Annotated in this window: 12 protein-coding genes; 7 read left to right on the forward strand and 5 right to left on the reverse strand. The window is 73.4% G+C overall.

What is annotated here, in order from left to right:
• Positions 1 to 65 precede the first annotated feature (65 nt).
• On the reverse strand, positions 66 to 1,853 hold the full coding sequence (locus tag QZX64_RS07450; RefSeq protein WP_295658034.1) for a glycoside hydrolase family 15 protein: 1,788 nt from the start codon (positions 1,851 to 1,853) through the stop codon (positions 66 to 68).
• 41 nt (positions 1,854 to 1,894) lie between these two features.
• Between QZX64_RS07450 and QZX64_RS07455 the strand changes: the two genes are divergently transcribed.
• A complete protein-coding gene (locus tag QZX64_RS07455; protein WP_295658035.1) occupies positions 1,895 to 2,371 on the forward strand; it encodes a CinA family protein in 477 nt (158 codons plus the stop codon).
• Positions 2,372 to 2,425: 54 nt separating this feature from the next.
• Positions 2,426 to 3,172, forward strand: coding sequence for an SDR family oxidoreductase (locus QZX64_RS07460; RefSeq protein WP_295658036.1), 747 nt, complete (start codon positions 2,426 to 2,428; stop codon positions 3,170 to 3,172).
• Here the strand turns inward: QZX64_RS07460 and QZX64_RS07465 are convergent.
• Positions 3,160 to 4,404 carry a zinc-dependent alcohol dehydrogenase gene (locus tag QZX64_RS07465; protein ID WP_295658037.1) on the reverse strand — a complete coding sequence of 415 codons (1,245 nt, stop codon included), beginning with the start codon at positions 4,402 to 4,404 and terminating at the stop codon, positions 3,160 to 3,162. The genes QZX64_RS07460 and QZX64_RS07465 overlap by 13 nt on opposite strands.
• 164 nt (positions 4,405 to 4,568) lie before the next feature.
• Here QZX64_RS07465 and QZX64_RS07470 point away from each other — a divergent pair, with 164 nt between their 5' ends.
• Positions 4,569 to 4,874 carry a helix-turn-helix domain-containing protein gene (locus tag QZX64_RS07470; RefSeq protein WP_295658039.1) on the forward strand — a complete coding sequence of 102 codons (306 nt, stop codon included), beginning with the start codon at positions 4,569 to 4,571 and terminating at the stop codon, positions 4,872 to 4,874.
• A gap of 31 nt (positions 4,875 to 4,905) precedes the next feature.
• On the opposite strand, the gene QZX64_RS07475 is transcribed toward QZX64_RS07470, so the two are convergent.
• Entirely contained in the window at positions 4,906 to 5,712 is an 807-nt protein-coding gene (locus QZX64_RS07475; RefSeq protein ID WP_295658041.1) for an Fpg/Nei family DNA glycosylase, read from the reverse strand.
• Positions 5,713 to 5,755: 43 nt separating this feature from the next.
• Positions 5,756 to 10,306 (reverse strand): ATP-dependent helicase, encoded by a 4,551-nt coding sequence (locus QZX64_RS07480; protein WP_295658042.1) that lies wholly within the window; start codon positions 10,304 to 10,306, stop codon positions 5,756 to 5,758.
• Positions 10,307 to 10,429: 123 nt separating this feature from the next.
• Here QZX64_RS07480 and QZX64_RS07485 point away from each other — a divergent pair, with 123 nt between their 5' ends.
• Genes QZX64_RS07485 through QZX64_RS07495 form a run of 3 tightly spaced genes read left to right on the forward strand, consistent with a single transcriptional unit; the run spans position 10,430 to position 12,941 of the window.
• Complete coding sequence (locus QZX64_RS07485) at positions 10,430 to 11,341, forward strand: ABC transporter ATP-binding protein (protein WP_295658053.1); 912 nt, start codon at positions 10,430 to 10,432, stop codon at positions 11,339 to 11,341.
• Entirely contained in the window at positions 11,341 to 12,162 is an 822-nt protein-coding gene (locus tag QZX64_RS07490) for an ABC transporter permease (RefSeq protein ID WP_295658044.1), read from the forward strand. Before QZX64_RS07485 ends, QZX64_RS07490 begins: the two co-directional genes overlap by 1 nt.
• Complete coding sequence (locus tag QZX64_RS07495) at positions 12,162 to 12,941, forward strand: ABC transporter permease (protein ID WP_295658045.1); 780 nt, start codon at positions 12,162 to 12,164, stop codon at positions 12,939 to 12,941. Before QZX64_RS07490 ends, QZX64_RS07495 begins: the two co-directional genes overlap by 1 nt.
• On the opposite strand, the gene QZX64_RS07500 is transcribed toward QZX64_RS07495, so the two are convergent.
• A complete protein-coding gene (locus QZX64_RS07500) occupies positions 12,938 to 13,441 on the reverse strand; it encodes a GNAT family N-acetyltransferase (RefSeq protein WP_295658048.1) in 504 nt (167 codons plus the stop codon). The two genes, QZX64_RS07495 and QZX64_RS07500, sit on opposite strands and share 4 nt — an antisense overlap.
• 44 nt (positions 13,442 to 13,485) lie before the next feature.
• On the opposite strand from QZX64_RS07500, the gene QZX64_RS07505 reads away from it, so the two are divergent.
• Positions 13,486 to 14,461, forward strand: a 976-nt coding sequence (locus tag QZX64_RS07505; RefSeq protein WP_295658050.1) for a bifunctional 2-polyprenyl-6-hydroxyphenol methylase/3-demethylubiquinol 3-O-methyltransferase UbiG, incomplete at its 3' end; no start/stop codon positions are given.

Below are 14,461 nucleotides of genomic sequence, written 5' to 3' on the forward strand. Positions count from 1 at the left end.
CGCAGGCTCCGCACGGAGCAGCTGACGCACGTGGGGTCCGGGTCTTCCCGGGCCCCTCGTGCCGTTCAGCGGCGTGGCTCCGCGCGGCCGAGGGCGAGCGCTGCCTGCACCAGCGTCAGGTGGCTGAACGCCTGCGGGAAGTTGCCCACCATCCGGCCGTCCCGGGCGTCGTACTCCTCGGCGAGCAGCCCGACGTCGTTGGCCAGCCCGCAGAGCCTCTCGAAGAGCGCCTCGGCCTCGTCGAACCGACCGGTCCCGGCGTAGGCCGAGACCAGCCAGAACGAGCAGGCGAGGAACGGGTGCTCGTCGCCGCGGAGGCCGTCGACGCCGCTCTGGGTGCGGTAGCGCAGGAGCAGGCCGTCGCGCATCAGGTCCCGCTCGACCGCCGCGACGGTGCCGAGGACGCGCGAGTCGTCGTAGGGCAGGAAGCCCACCAGGGGCAGGTTGAGCAGCGAGGCGTCGACCTCGGTGGTGTCGTAGTGCTGGGTGAAGGTGCCGCGCTCGGCGTCGTAGCCCCGGGCGAGGATCTCGGCCCGGACCTCGTCGCGCACGCGGCGCCACTGCTCGACCGGGCCCTCGAGCCCGAACTCCTCGACGGCGCGGACGGCACGGTCGAACGCCACCCACACCATCACGCGGGAGTGGGTGAAGTGCTGGAGCTTGCCGCGGATCTCCCACAGGCCGTTGTCGGGCTGGTCCCAGTGCTCGGCGAGCTCGTCGACGAGGCGGCGCTGGAGCGACCACGAGTCGCGGGTCTCGTGGATGCCGGCCTGCCGGGCGTCGTGGAGGGCGATCATCACCTCGCCCAGGACGTCGGTCTGCCGTTGCACGACGGCCCCGTTGCCGACGCGGACCGGCCGCGAGTCGGCGTAGCCCGCGAGATGGTCGAGCTCCCGCTCGGGCAGCTGCCGGCCGCCGTCCACGGTGTACATGATCTGCATGTCGGCCGGGTCGCCCGCGATGGCTCGCAGCAGCCACCACCGCCACTGCTCGGCCTCGCTGGTGAACCCCGCGGCCAGCAGCGACTCCAGGGTCAGCGAGGCGTCACGCAGCCAGCAGAAGCGGTAGTCCCAGTTGCGCTCGCCCCCGAAGTCCTCGGGCAGCGAGGTGGTGGGGGCGGCGACGATGCCGCCGGTCTCGTCGTGGCTCAGCAGGCGCAGCGTCAGGAGGCTGCGCACCACCATGTCGCGGTGCGGCACGTCGGCGGCGCAGGTGGCCGCCCACTCCTCGGCGTCGACGCGGGTGGCCTCGATCCGGTCGTCGTACCCGATGCGGGGCGGCGTGTCCCGCCACGACCGGACCCAGGTGGTGGAGAAGACCAGGTCGTCGCCCTCGTGCACGTCGAACTCGTCGCGGTGGTGGCCGTCGGAGGCCACCGGCAGGCGCGGCCCGCGCAGGATCACCTTGTCGGGGCCGGCGACCGCGGTGATCGTCTCCTCGCCGTGGGTGCGGTGGCGGCTGACCCAGGGGCGGATGCGGCCGTAGTCGTAGCGCACCGCCCAGTCGTGGCGCATCCGCACCGTGCCGGAGACCCCGGTGATCCGGCGCACCAGGTCGGCCCGCCCGTCACCCGTCGGCATCACGTCGAGCAGCACCACCGTGCCGGTGGAGGTGGTGAACGTCGTCTCGAGCAGCGCGGAGTGGCCCACGTAGCGCCGGGTGACGGTGGCGTCGTCGATGTCGGCCGGACCCAGCAGCCACCGCCCGTTGTCGGCGTCGCCGAGCAGCGCCGCGAAGCAGGCGGGGGAGTCGAAGCGGGGCAGGCACAGCCAGTCGACCGAGCCGTCCGTGCCGACCAGGGCGGCGGTGCCGCGGTCACCGACGAGTGCGTAGTCCTCGATCGCGAGTGCCATGCCGCCACGGTATCCACCGCGGCTTACTTATGATCGCCCCCATGCCCCAGGTGTCGCCCGTGCCCGAGCTCCTCGACGTGCTGCGCGGCAGGCAGCAGACGCTCAGCGTGGCGGAGTCGCTGACCGGAGGCCGGCTCGCCGCGGCCGTGACGGCCGTTCCCGGCGCCTCGGCGGTGTTCCTCGGCGGGGTGGTGTCCTACGCCACCGATCTCAAGGTCCGCCTGCTCGGCGTGCCGGCGTCGCTGGTCGAGCAGCACGGCGTCGTCTCTGCCGAGTGCGCCCGGGCCATGGCGACCGGGGTGCGTGACCTGACCGGGTCGACGTACGCCCTCAGCACGACGGGGGTGGCCGGCCCCGACTCCCAGGAGGGGCACCCGGTGGGCACGGTCTTCGTCGGGCTCGCGGGACCGGACGGTGTCGTCGCCGAGTCCCTGGTGCTCCCCGGGGACCGGCTGCAGGTCGTGGACGAGACCGTGCGTCGGGCCGTGGCGTCGCTGGTGGGCCGGCTCGACGACTGACGTACCGGCCGCCGGGTACCGGGCCGCGACCTGACGGTGTGGAGAGGCGGACGCATGGCCGAGGGGACCGGGCTTCAGGGCAGGGTGGCATTGGTGACCGGGGGCGGCAGCGGGCTGGGACGCGCCATCACCGTGGCCTTCGCCGACGCCGGCGCCCACGTGCTGGTGGGGGACATCGACCTCGAGGGTGCCAAGACCACCGTCGAGACGGTGGAGGAGCGCGGTGGCTCGGCCGAGGCGTGCAGCCTCGACGTCACCGACCCCGCGGCGGTCGAGGAGGTGGTGGGCCGGGCGTCGGAGCAGTACGCCGACCGGTTCGACCTGCTGGTCAACAACGCCGGCACCGACCGGGGCGACGACCTCGTCGACATCGACGACCAGCGCTGGCACCAGGTCTTCGGCGTGAACGTGCACGGCCCGATGTACCTGAGCCGTGCGTTCGTGCGGCACCTCCAGCGCCACGACACCGACCGCACCGGGGACGTGGTGTGCATCGTGTCGATCAGCGCGCTGACGGTCGGTGCGGGCGCGGGGGCCTACAACTCCTCGAAGGCGGCCATGCACAAGCTGGCCGAGGTGATGCAGACCGAGGCCCGCGAGCGCGGGTGGCCCGTGCGGGTCAGCATCATCGACCCGGCCGCGATGAACACCCCGATGATGGAGCAGTGGTCGCTGCCCCAGGAGCGGATGATGGACCCGGCGATCGTCGGCGGCCTCGCGCTCACCGCCGTGACCCTCCCGTCCGAGGTGGTCCTCCAGAGCCTCGTCGTCACGCTCCGCAACGAGACCTACCCTCGCTGACCGCTCGCCCCCGGGCCGGCCGGTGCCGCGTCGAAGGCCACCTTGGTCCAGCCGCTCTCGCGCTGGTCGAAGGTCGCGTAGGCGTCGATGGCCGACGGCACGTCCGCGGTCTGGGTGAGGACCGTGCCGGGGTCGACCGCACCGGTGCGCACCAGGTCGACCAGGCGTGGCAGGTAGCGGCGGTGGTTGCAGTTGCCCATCTTCACCGTCAGGTTCTTGTTCATCGCCGCACCCGTGGGGAAGCTCGTCATCTGGGGCGGGTACACCCCGATGATGCCGATCGAGCCGGCCTTCGCGACCGTCTCGACCGCCCACTGCAGCGACTGGCTGGGCGCGTCCCCGGCCACCCACGAGTCGCCGGCCGGGTTCTGGTCGGGTGCCACCTGGGAGCGCTCCTGCTCGAACTGCGACGCCTGCTCCTGCGCGGCCTCGGCGGCCGGGCCCCGCTTGGGACGCTCGGCGTCCACACCGACGGCCTCGACGACCCGGTCCACGCCGATGCCGGCGGTCAGCTCCTTGACGACCGCGACCGGGTCCTCGGCGTTGAAGTCGATGGCCTCGGCGCCGCGGCTGCGAGCCTGGTCGAGGCGGCTCGCGATGCCGTCGACGCACAGCACGCGACCGGCGCCCTGCTGGAAGGCGCTGGTGATCGCGAACTGGCCGACCGGACCGGCGCCCAGCACCAGCACCGTGTCGCCCTGGGAGACCTCGGCCAGCCGGCACCCGAACCAGGCGGTCGGGTAGATGTCGGACAGCATGATGGCCTGGTCGTCGGTGACCGAGTCCGGGATCCACACCGGGCCGACGTTGGCGAAGGGGATGCGCGCGTACTCCGCCTGCAGACCGTTCACCGGACCGGTCGTCTGGGGGCCTCCGAAGAAGCAGGTGCCCGCCTCGGGGCCGTTGGGGTTGGCGTTGTCGCACTGGGCGTAGTAGCCGGCCCGGCAGTAGGAGCAGGTGCCGCACCCGACGGTGGAGGGCACCACCACGCGGTCGCCGGGGCGCAGGTTGCGCACGCCCGGCCCCACCTCCTGCACGACGCCGACGGCCTCGTGGCCCAGGATCGTGCCCTCGACCATCCCGCTCATCGTGCCGCGCACGAAGTGCAGGTCGGTGCCGCACAGCGCGCTCGTGGTGATCTGGATGACCGCGTCCGTGGGGTCCTGGATGGTCGGGTCGTCCACGTCGTCGAGCCTGATGTCGCCGACGCCGTGCCAGACAACTGCCTTCATGGTGTCCTCGCCTCTCTCGGTACGGGAGGGAGTGGTAACCGCTCGTGTGCCCCGCACGCGTTCCCCTCGCGCGCCCCTCGCCTCGCCCACGGAAGAAAGGGGCATCCGGTAGCGTTGAGCACCACGACCCGGCTCAGGGAGTCGCCCGAGGGAAGGACAGACGCATGGTGCTGTTTCGCCGAGTGCTCGGTGACGTACTCCGCGACCGTCGCCTGACCCGGGGCATGACCCTGCGCGAGGTCTCCGCCGAGGCCCGGGTGAGCCTGGGCTACATCTCCGAGATCGAGCGCGGCCAGAAGGAGGCGTCCTCGGAGCTGCTCGCCTCGCTGTGCTCGGCCCTCGACGTGCCGCTGTCCTCGGTGCTCCACGACGTCAGCCGTGCGGTCGCCCTCGAGGAGGCCTCGGTCGCCGCCACGCCCATCGCCGTCGCCCGCGCCCACCGCGGCGACGTCGTCGCCAGCGCCGCCTGAGCCCCGACCTCGGGCCGTCCGTCCTCAGCCGTCAGGCGGGAGCGGGCTGGCAGCTCGGGCACCAGTACTTCGCCCGCTCCATGCCGGCATCGCCCTGCATGTGCACCCGGATCGGCGTCTGGCAGCGCAGGCACGGCTGCTGGTCGCGCCGGTAGACCCACATCCGGCGGCCGCGGCGCAGGTCCCCGGTGGTGGTCTGCTCCGCCCGCTCCTTGTTGTGCTCCAGCATCTGCTTGGCGCGGCGTACGAGGCGCGGCAGGTCGGGCACGTCGCCGATCGGGACGAGCGGGTGGACGCCGCTGGTGAAGCACAGCTCGCAGGCGTACATGTTGCCGATCCCGGCCAGGCTCGTCTGGTCCAGCAGCGCCTCACCGACAGGCACGGCGGCGTCCTTGCCGAGCCGGCGCAGCGCCTCCTCCTCGTTCCAGTCGTGGCCGAGGAGGTCAGGACCCAGGTGCCCGACCACCCGGTGCTCCTCGTGGCGGGGCACCAGCTCGACGATGCCGAGGCTGAAGCCGACGACGACCCGCTCGTCGGTGGTGAGCACGACCCGGGCGTCCTTGGCGGGGCGCCGCCACCGCTGGCCGGGGGTGTAGATCTCCCACTTCCCCTCCATCTTCAGGTGGGTGTGGAGGGTCCAGTCGGCGCTGCCGTGCTCGGCACCCTGCAGACGGGTGAGCAGGTGCTTGCCCCGGGAGACCGTGCACACCACACGTGACCCGCTGAGGTCGGCGGTGGCGAGCTGGGGGACCCGGAAGTCGCTCGCGGTGAGGACATGACCGGCCAGGGCCCGGTCGAGGGTGCGGGCCGAGCGCCAGACGGTGTCACCCTCAGGCACGACAGGTCTCCATCAGCCCACCTTACGCCGGTACCGAACGCCGTCAGCCGCGCAGCCGCAGGCCCTTCGGGGTGGAGACGAAGCCGGCGTCCTGCAGCGCCTGGCGCAGCGGCGTCTGGCCCGACCCCAGCAGCTGGGCACCGTCGGCCCTCTCGACCGTGAGCCGGCCCAGCGCGCCGCGGCGTACGGCGTCGGCCAGCGCCTGCGTCGCCGGCATCAGGCGGCTGCCGCCCTCGTCGTCGGCCCACGTCAGCAGCGTGCGCCCGCCGCGCTCGACGTAGAGGGCGAGGTGGCCGTCGACCAGCACGACCAGCGCGCCGGCCTTGCGCCCGGGGCGGTGCCCCCCGGCCTCCGCGTCGCCCGCGGGCCAGGGCAGCGCGGCGCCGAACGGGTTCGCGGGGTCGGTGGCCGCGAGGGCCACCGCCACCGGCGTCGCGTCGGGCGCGAGCTCGGCGAAGGTGCGCAGCCGGTCGACGGCACCGGTGGTGCCGAACTGCGCGGCTCCCAGCCCCGCGACGAAGTAGCCGCGACGGCAGCGACCGGAGTCCTCGAAGGCGCTGAGCACCTTGTAGACGGCCGCGAAGCCACCGGGGAGCCGCTCGCTGACCACCGCTCCGCGGGTCACGACGCCGTGCCGGTCGAGCAGCCGCTCCGCGACCGCGTGCGCACGCCGCGTGGGGTCGGCGTCGAGGGCGGGCAGGGCCGACCAGCGCCCCGCCGTCTCGGGCGGCCCGCCGCGGCGGGGCATCGCCCCCCGGCCGGTGCGCGGCGGTGGGCGCCGGCTGCGATGGGTCGTGGTGCCGGCGCGGGTGAGCGCGCGCAGGGGGGTGAGGGTGTCGTTGGTGACGCGCCCGGACCAGACGAGGTCCCACAGCGCGGCGCTGACCGCCTTGTCGTCGGTGCTGCGCACCGCGTCGACCAGCTGCCGGAAGAACCAGGCGCCGCCGGGCTCCAGCGCCTCGAGCAGCCTCTGGTGCAGCTCGGAGTGCTCGAACGGCGTCGGCTCCGGCAGGGTCAGGTCGGCCTGGTCGGCGAGGTGCAGGCTGACCCAGCCGTCGGCGCCCGGCAGCGGGCCGTGGCCGGCCCACACCACCTCGCCGGCGGCAGTGAGCTCGTCGAGGTGGGCGGGCTGGTAGTCGCGGACCCGCGCGGGCAGCACCAACGACTCCAGGGCGCTCGCCGGGAGCGGCGCACCCGCGAGCTGGTCGACGGCGGTGAGGACGCCGTCGACGCCTCGCAGGCCACGGCCCGCGACGTGCTGCCACGCGGGCAGGAACCGGCCCAGCGCCTCCGGCTCGACCGGCTCGACCTCCTTGCGCAGCAGGGCCAGCGAGCGCCGGCGCAGCTTGCGCAGCACCTCGGCGTCGCACCACTCCGACCCCGCGCCCGCGGGCCGGAACTCGCCCTCGAGCACGCGGCCGCGCGCGGCCAGCCGCTGCAGGGTGTGGCGGGCCACCGCGCCGCCGAGGCCGAGGCGGCCGGCGACCTCGTCGGTCGTGAACGGGCCGTGGGTGCGGGCGTAGCGCGCGACGAGGTCGCCGACCGGGTCGTCGACCGCATCGGCGAAGACGTCCGGGGTGCCGGGCGGCACGGGGACGCCCAGGGCGTCGCGCAGGCGGCCGACGTCCTCGACGACGGCCCAGCGCTGCTCGCCGGCCATCCGCACCTCGACGACCCGGCGCGCCGCCACCAGCGTCGCCAGCCACTCCCCGACGGCCGCACCGTCGACGGAGCGGGCCGCGACCTCGGCGGTGGTGAGGGGGCTGAGCAGGCGCAGCAGGTCGGCCACGCCCTCGGCGTCGCGGGCCCGGCGGCCCTCGGCCAGCCACTGGAGCTCGGCCTCCACCTCGGCGAGCACCTGCGGGTCGAGCAGCTCGCGCAGCTCGGCCCGGCCCAGCAGCTCGGCGAGCAGCCCCTGGTCGAGGCTGAGCGCCGCTGCCCGTCGCTCGGCGATCGGCGAGTCGCCCTCGTAGACGAACTGGGCGACGTACCCGAAGAGCAGGCTCCGGGCGTACGGCGAGGGCGAGGTGGTCGCCACGTCGGTGACCGTCACCTCCCGACGCTCGACGCGCCGCATCAGCGCGACCAGGCTGGGCAGGTCGTAGACGTCCTGGAGGCACTCGCGCACCGCCTCGAGGACGATGGGGAAGGAGGGGTACTGCGCGGCCACCTCGAGCAGCTGGGCGCTGCGCTGGCGCTGCTGCCACAGCGGGCTGCGCCGGCCGGGGTCGCGCCGGGGGAGCAGCAGGGCCCGCGCGGCGCACTCACGGAACCGGCTGGCGAACAGCGCGCTGCCCCCGACCTCCTGGGTGACGAGGTCCTCGACCTCGTCGGGGGCGAAGACGATGACGTCGCCCGGCGGCGCGTCGTCGTCGGTGTCGGGGATGCGCACCACGATGCCGTCGTTGGACGCGACCGCCTGCCCGTCGACGCCGTAGCGCTCGCGCAGCCGCGCGTTGATCGCCAGCGCCCAGGGGGCGTGCACCGGCGTGCCGTAGGGGGAGTGGACGACCAGCCGCCAGTCGCCGAGCTCGTCGCGGAACCGCTCGACGAGCACGGTGGTGTCGCTGGGGAGGACGTTGGTGGCCTCGGTCTGCTCGGCGAGGTAGCCGACGAGGTTGCCCGCGGCGTACTCGTCGAGGCCGTGGTCGCGCACCGCGGCCACCGCCTTGTCGCGGGGCATCGCTGCCAGCTCGCGGGTGAAGGCCCCGATGGCGGCACCGAGCTCGGCCGGGCGGCCGAGCGCGTCGCCGGTCCAGAACGGCAGCCGGCCCGGGATGCCCGGGGCCGGGGTCACCATGACCCGGTCGTGGGTGATGTCCTCGATGCGCCAGCTGGTGGCGCCCAGCGCGAAGATGTCGCCCACGCGCGACTCGTAGACCATCTCCTCGTCGAGCTCGCCGACCCGGCGGCCGGTGCCCTCGCCGACGAGGAAGACGCCGAAGAGGCCGCGGTCGGGGATCGTGCCGCCGCTGGTGACGGCCAGGCGCTGGGCCCCCGGACGCGCGGTGAGCTGTCCGGTCACGCGGTCCCACACGATCCGCGGCCTCAGCTCGGCGAACTCGTCGGAGGGGTAGCGGCCGCTGAGCAGGTCGAGCACGCCGTCGTACGCCGACCGCGGGAGGTGGGTGAAGGCGGCACTGCGCACCGCCAGCTCGAACAGGTCGTCGACCGCCCACGGCTCCATGGCGGTCATCGCCACCACCTGCTGGGCGAGCACGTCGAGCGGGTTGGTGGGCACCCGCAGGCTCTCGATGGCGCCCTCGCGCATCCGCTCGACCGTGACCGCGGTGGGCGCGAGGTCGGCGCGGTGCTTGGGGAACAGCACGCCATGGCTCGTCTCGCCCACCTGGTGGCCGGCACGGCCCACCCGCTGGAGCGCGCTGGCGACGCTGGGCGGGCTCTCGATCTGGACCACCAGGTCGACCGCGCCCATGTCGATGCCGAGCTCCAGGCTGCTGGTGGCCACCACGGCCGGCAGCCGGCCGCGCTTGAGGTCGTCCTCGATGAGCGCGCGCTGCTCCTTGCTGACCGAGCCGTGGTGGGCCTTGGCGATGACCGCCTCGGCCCCCTGGGTCTGGCCGGACTGCGCCATCACCTGGGCGGGGGAGCGGGTGCCGGCAGCCTCCTCGCCCTCCCCGTCGCCCTGCCCGTCGTCCGTGCCCGCGCCCGCCCGCTCCGCCGCGATCTCGTTGAGCCGGGCGGTGAGCCGCTCGGCCAGCCGGCGGCTGTTGGCGAACACGATCGTCGAGCGGTGCTGCTCGATCAGGTCGACGACGTGCTCCTCGACGTGCGGCCAGATGCTCGCGGCGCGGGAGGGGTCGCCGGAGTCCTCGTCGTACTCGCCGGGGGCGGTCATGTCCTCGACGGGGACGACGACGCGCAGGTCCCAGGACTTCTGGTTGGGCGGCGCGACGATCTCCACCGGCGCGGACCCGCCCAGGAAGCGGGCGACCTCCTCGAGGGGCCGGACGGTGGCGGACAGGCCGATGCGCTGGGCCGGTCGGTCCAGGAGCGCGTCGAGGCGCTCCAGGGTCAGCGCGAGGTGGGCGCCGCGCTTGGAGCCGGCGACGGCGTGCACCTCGTCGACGATGACGGTCTCGACGCCGCGCAGCGTCTCGCGGGCCTGGCTGGTGAGCATCAGGAACAGCGACTCGGGGGTGGTGATGAGGACGTCGGACGGCGCGGTGACCAGGCGTCGCCGGTCGGCCGCCGAGGTGTCGCCGGACCGCAGCCCGACGGTGACGTCGGGCACCGTGGTGCCGAGCCGGGAGGCGGCGTGGCCGATGCCGGTGAGCGGGGCGCGCAGGTTGCGCTCGACGTCGACGGCCAGCGCCTTGAGCGGGGAGATGTAGAGCACCCGGGTGCGCCGCGTCTTCTCGGCCGGCCGCTCGCTGGTGAGCAGCTGGTCGATCGACCACAGGAACGCGCTGAGCGTCTTGCCCGACCCCGTGGGTGCGACGACCAGGGCGTGGCGGCCGTGGCTGATCGCCTCCCACGCCCCCTCCTGCGCGGGGGTCGGGGCCGCGAACGCGGACTCGAACCAGGCCCGCGTGGGGGCGCTGAAGCGGTCGAGGGTGCTCACGGTCGCCATCCTCTCCCACACCACCGACAACGGGCCGCCATCGTGGGTGCCCGGCGCCTCGGCGGAGGGGCGGAGAGACGGCGACGCGACCGTCGGTGCCGTGTCCTAGGGTCGTGCCTCGTGAGTGAGGCGATGATCTCGGCCCGGGGACTGCGCAAGAGCTTCGGTGACTTCGAGGCGGTCCGGGGCATCGACGTCGAGGTGAGCCGCGGTGAGTCCTTCGGCTTCCTCGGGCCCAACGGCGCGGGCAAGTCCAGCACCATGCGCATGGTGGCGGCCGTCTCGCCCGTCAGCGGCGGCGAGCTGCGCATCCTCGGCCTGGACCCCGCCACCGACGGGCCGGCGATCCGGTCGCGCCTCGGTGTCTGCCCGCAGGAGGACACCCTCGACAACGAGCTCAACGTCTTCGACAACCTCTACATCTACGGCCGCTACTTCGGCCTCGGCAAGGCCGAGGTGCGTGCCCGCTGCGAGGAGCTGCTCGAGTTCGTGCAGCTGGCCGACAAGCGCGGGGCCAAGGTCGAGGACCTCTCCGGCGGCATGAAGCGGCGGCTCACCATCGCCCGCAGCCTCGTCAGCTCACCCGACCTGCTCCTGCTCGACGAGCCGACGACCGGCCTGGACCCGCAGGCCCGCCACGTGCTGTGGGACCAGCTGTTCCGGCTCAAGCAGGCCGGCGTGACGCTCGTGCTCACCACCCACTACATGGACGAGGCCGAGCAGCTGTGCGACCGGCTGGTCGTGATGGACAAGGGCCTGATCGTGGCCGAGGGCTCGCCGCTCCAGCTGATCCGCGAGCACTCCACGCGCGAGGTGGCCGAGCTGCGCTTCCCCGTGGGGGAGAACGAGCAGGGCGCCGAGAAGGTCGCCGACCTCGGGCGCCTGGAGGTGCTGCCCGACCGCGTCCTGGTCTACAGCCAGGATGGCGAGGAGGTCGTGGCCAAGGCCCACGAGAGGGGCCTGCGCCCCGTCGCCGTGCTCGTGCGGCGCTCCACGCTCGAGGACGTCTTCCTCGCCCTGACCGGCCGGACGCTGGTCGACTGATGGCAGCCGACCGGACGGCGCCCGGCCCGCCCCCAGGGCTGGGCGCGCGTGACGGCATCACCCGCCAGCTCGACTACTGGTGGACGCTCTACCGGCGCACGTGGAGGGCGAGCATCATCAGCTCGTTCGTCTCGCCGCTCTTCTACGTGCTCGCCATGGGCGTCCTGCTCGGTGGCTTCATCGACGGCGACCCCGACCGGCTCGAGGGCGCCACGTCGTACCTCGCCTTCGTCGTGCCGGGCCTCGTCGCGGCGCACGCCATGCAGACGGCGGTGGCGGAGATGACCTACCCGGTGATGGGCATGATCAAGTGGCAACGCGTCTACGACTCCATGCTGGCCACCCCGCTGCGGGTGCCCGACCTCGTGGGCGCGCACCTGCTGTTCGTGCTGTTCAGGCTCGCCACGACGTGCGGGGTGTTCATGCTCGTCGTCGCCCCGTTCGGGCTGTTCGCGACCTGGTGGGGCGCGCTGCTCGCCTACCTCGGGCAGGTGCTCGTCGGCATGGCGTTCGCCGCCCTGACCTATGCCTACTCGGTGCGCCAGACCTCCGAGATGGGGTTCGGCGTCTACTTCCGGCTGGTCGTCTTCCCCCTGTTCCTGTTCTCCGGGGCGTTCTTCCCCGTGGCCAACCTGGGCGAGGTGGGGGCCTTCGTCGCGAGGCTCACCCCGCTGTGGCACGGCGTCAACCTGTCGCGGATGTTCTGCGTCGACCACGTCGACTGGGTCCTCGCCGTGGTCAACGTCGCCGTGCTGGGGGCGCTGATCGTCCTCGGCCACCGGCTCGCCGTCTCCGGTCTCACCAAGCGGCTGGTCAGCTGATGGCCGCCTCGCTCACGCCGCTCCAGGCGACGTCCCTGCTGGTGCAGCGCAACTACATCGTCTACAAGGCGGCGTGGAAGCTGTTCCTCACGGGCTTCCTCGAGCCGGTCCTCTACCTGCTCTCCATCGGCATCGGCGTCGGTCAGCTGATCGAGACCTTCGAGCTCAATGGCGAGCCCATCCCGTACGCCGAGTTCGTCGCCCCGGGCATGCTCGCGGCCTCCGCCTTCAACGGCGCGCTCATCGACATGACCTACAACGTCTTCTTCAAGCTGAAGTACGACAAGCTCTACGACCAGATGCTCGCCACACCGCTGACGACCGCCGACATCGCCCGTGGCGAGATCGCCTGGGGCCAGCTGCGGGGGGCGGCGTACGCCGCGGCGTTCCTGCTCGTCATGCTCGCCCTCGACCTCGTCAGCTCGTGGTGGGCGCTGCTGGCGCTGCCGGCCACGCTGCTCATCGGGTTCGCGTTCTCCGCGGTGTGCATGGCGCTGACGACGTGGATGACGAGCTGGCAGGACTTCGACAAGATCACCCTCGTCCAGCTGCCGCTGTTCCTCTTCTCCGCGACGTTCTTCCCGCTCTCGGCGTTCCCAGGCTGGCTCCAGATCGTCGTCGAGTGCACGCCGCTCTACCGTGGGGTCGTGCTCTGCCGCGAGCTCACCACCGGCTCGATCACCTCGGCCAGCGCCGTCTCGGTCGTCTACCTCGTGGTGATGGGGGCCGTCGGCCTGGCCGTCGTGCGCCGGCGCCTCGACACGCTGCTGGTGACCTAGAGCCGGAGCTGCCACAGCTCCACGTCGACCCACCGGTCGTGCTTGTGGCCCACCTCCCGCAGCGTGCCGGCCGCGGTGAATCCGAGAGAGGTGTGCAGGGCGGTGCTCGCCTCGTTGGGCAGGGCGACGAAGGCCACCACGACGTGCACCCCGGCGGCTCGCAGCCGCGCCAGGAGCTCGGCGTACAGCGCCCGGCCGACGCCGCGGCCCTGAGCGGAGGGGTCGACGTAGACGGTCGACTCCCGCGTGCGCGCGTACGCCGGCTTCGGACGGTACGCCGAGGAGGTGGCGTAGCCGAGCACCACGCTGTGCGCGTCGTCGACGGCCACCAGCGCCAGGTCGCCGGGCGCGCTGCTCCCGACGTACGGCAGCCACGCGTCGTGCGAGCGGGGCTCCACGTCGAAGGTGGCGTAGCCCTCGCGGGCCTCGCGACCGTAGATCGACGCCAGGGCCGGGATGTCGTCGGTCGTCGCCGCCCGCACGGAGAAGTCGGCTGCCATGGGCGCATGCTGCCACTGTCGGAACCCGCTGGTTGAATGACGGCGTGGCGATCGAACCCGACACCAAGGACTGGACCTGGGTGCTGGAGCGCCCATGTCCCGACTGCGGGTTCACCTCGGCCTCGCACGGTGTCGCAGACCTCCCCGAGCTGCTGCGGAGCACCACGGCCACCTGGTCGCAGGTGCTCCGCGGGCCCGATGTGCGCGAGCGCCCCGACCCCGCGACCTGGTCGCCGCTTGAGTACGCCTGCCACGTCCGCGACGTGCACCGGGTCTTCGCCGAGCGTGTCACCCTGATGCTCGCGCAGGACGCCCCCGCCTTCGCCAGCTGGGACCAGGACGCCACCGCCCTGGAGTCCGACTACGCCGCCGCGGACCCCGTCGAGGTCGACGTCGACCTCATCGAGGCGGCCGGCACGGTCGCGGGCCTCTACGCCACCGTGACCGACGAGACGGCGGGGCGCACCGGCAGCCGCAGCGACGGGAGCCGGTTCACGGTCACGACACTGGGCCGCTACCACCTCCACGACGTCGTCCACCACCTCCACGACGTCGGGCACGACCCGCGCAGCGTCACCATCCGCTCCTACGACGCCCACGCGGCCGCCTACCGCGACGCGAGCGCCGTCATGAGCGAGCCGCTGCAGGCCACCGCCGAGGCCTTCGCGCAGCGACTGGGCGCCGGCGCGCAGGTCCTGGAGATCGGCTCCGCCGGGGGTCGTGACGCGCTGGTCCTCGAGGCCGCCGGGCTGCGCGTGCGCCGCACCGACATCACGCCCGCCTTCGTGGGGCTGCTCCGGGCGTCCGGTCACGAGGCCGAGGTGCTCGACCCGCTGCACGACGACCTCGGCGAGCCCGGGAGCGTCGACGGGGTGTGGGCCGGCGCCTGCCTCCTGCACGTCGACCGTGCCGACCTGCCGACCGTGCTGTCGCGGCTGGCGGAGGTCGTGCGCCCCGAGGGGCTGCTCCACGTCTCCCTCAAGGAGGGCGACGGGGAGGTGTGGTCCACCCACGGCAGCA

This window comes from uncultured Nocardioides sp. (assembly GCF_902805925.1).
Lineage (GTDB): Bacteria > Actinomycetota > Actinomycetes > Propionibacteriales > Nocardioidaceae > Nocardioides.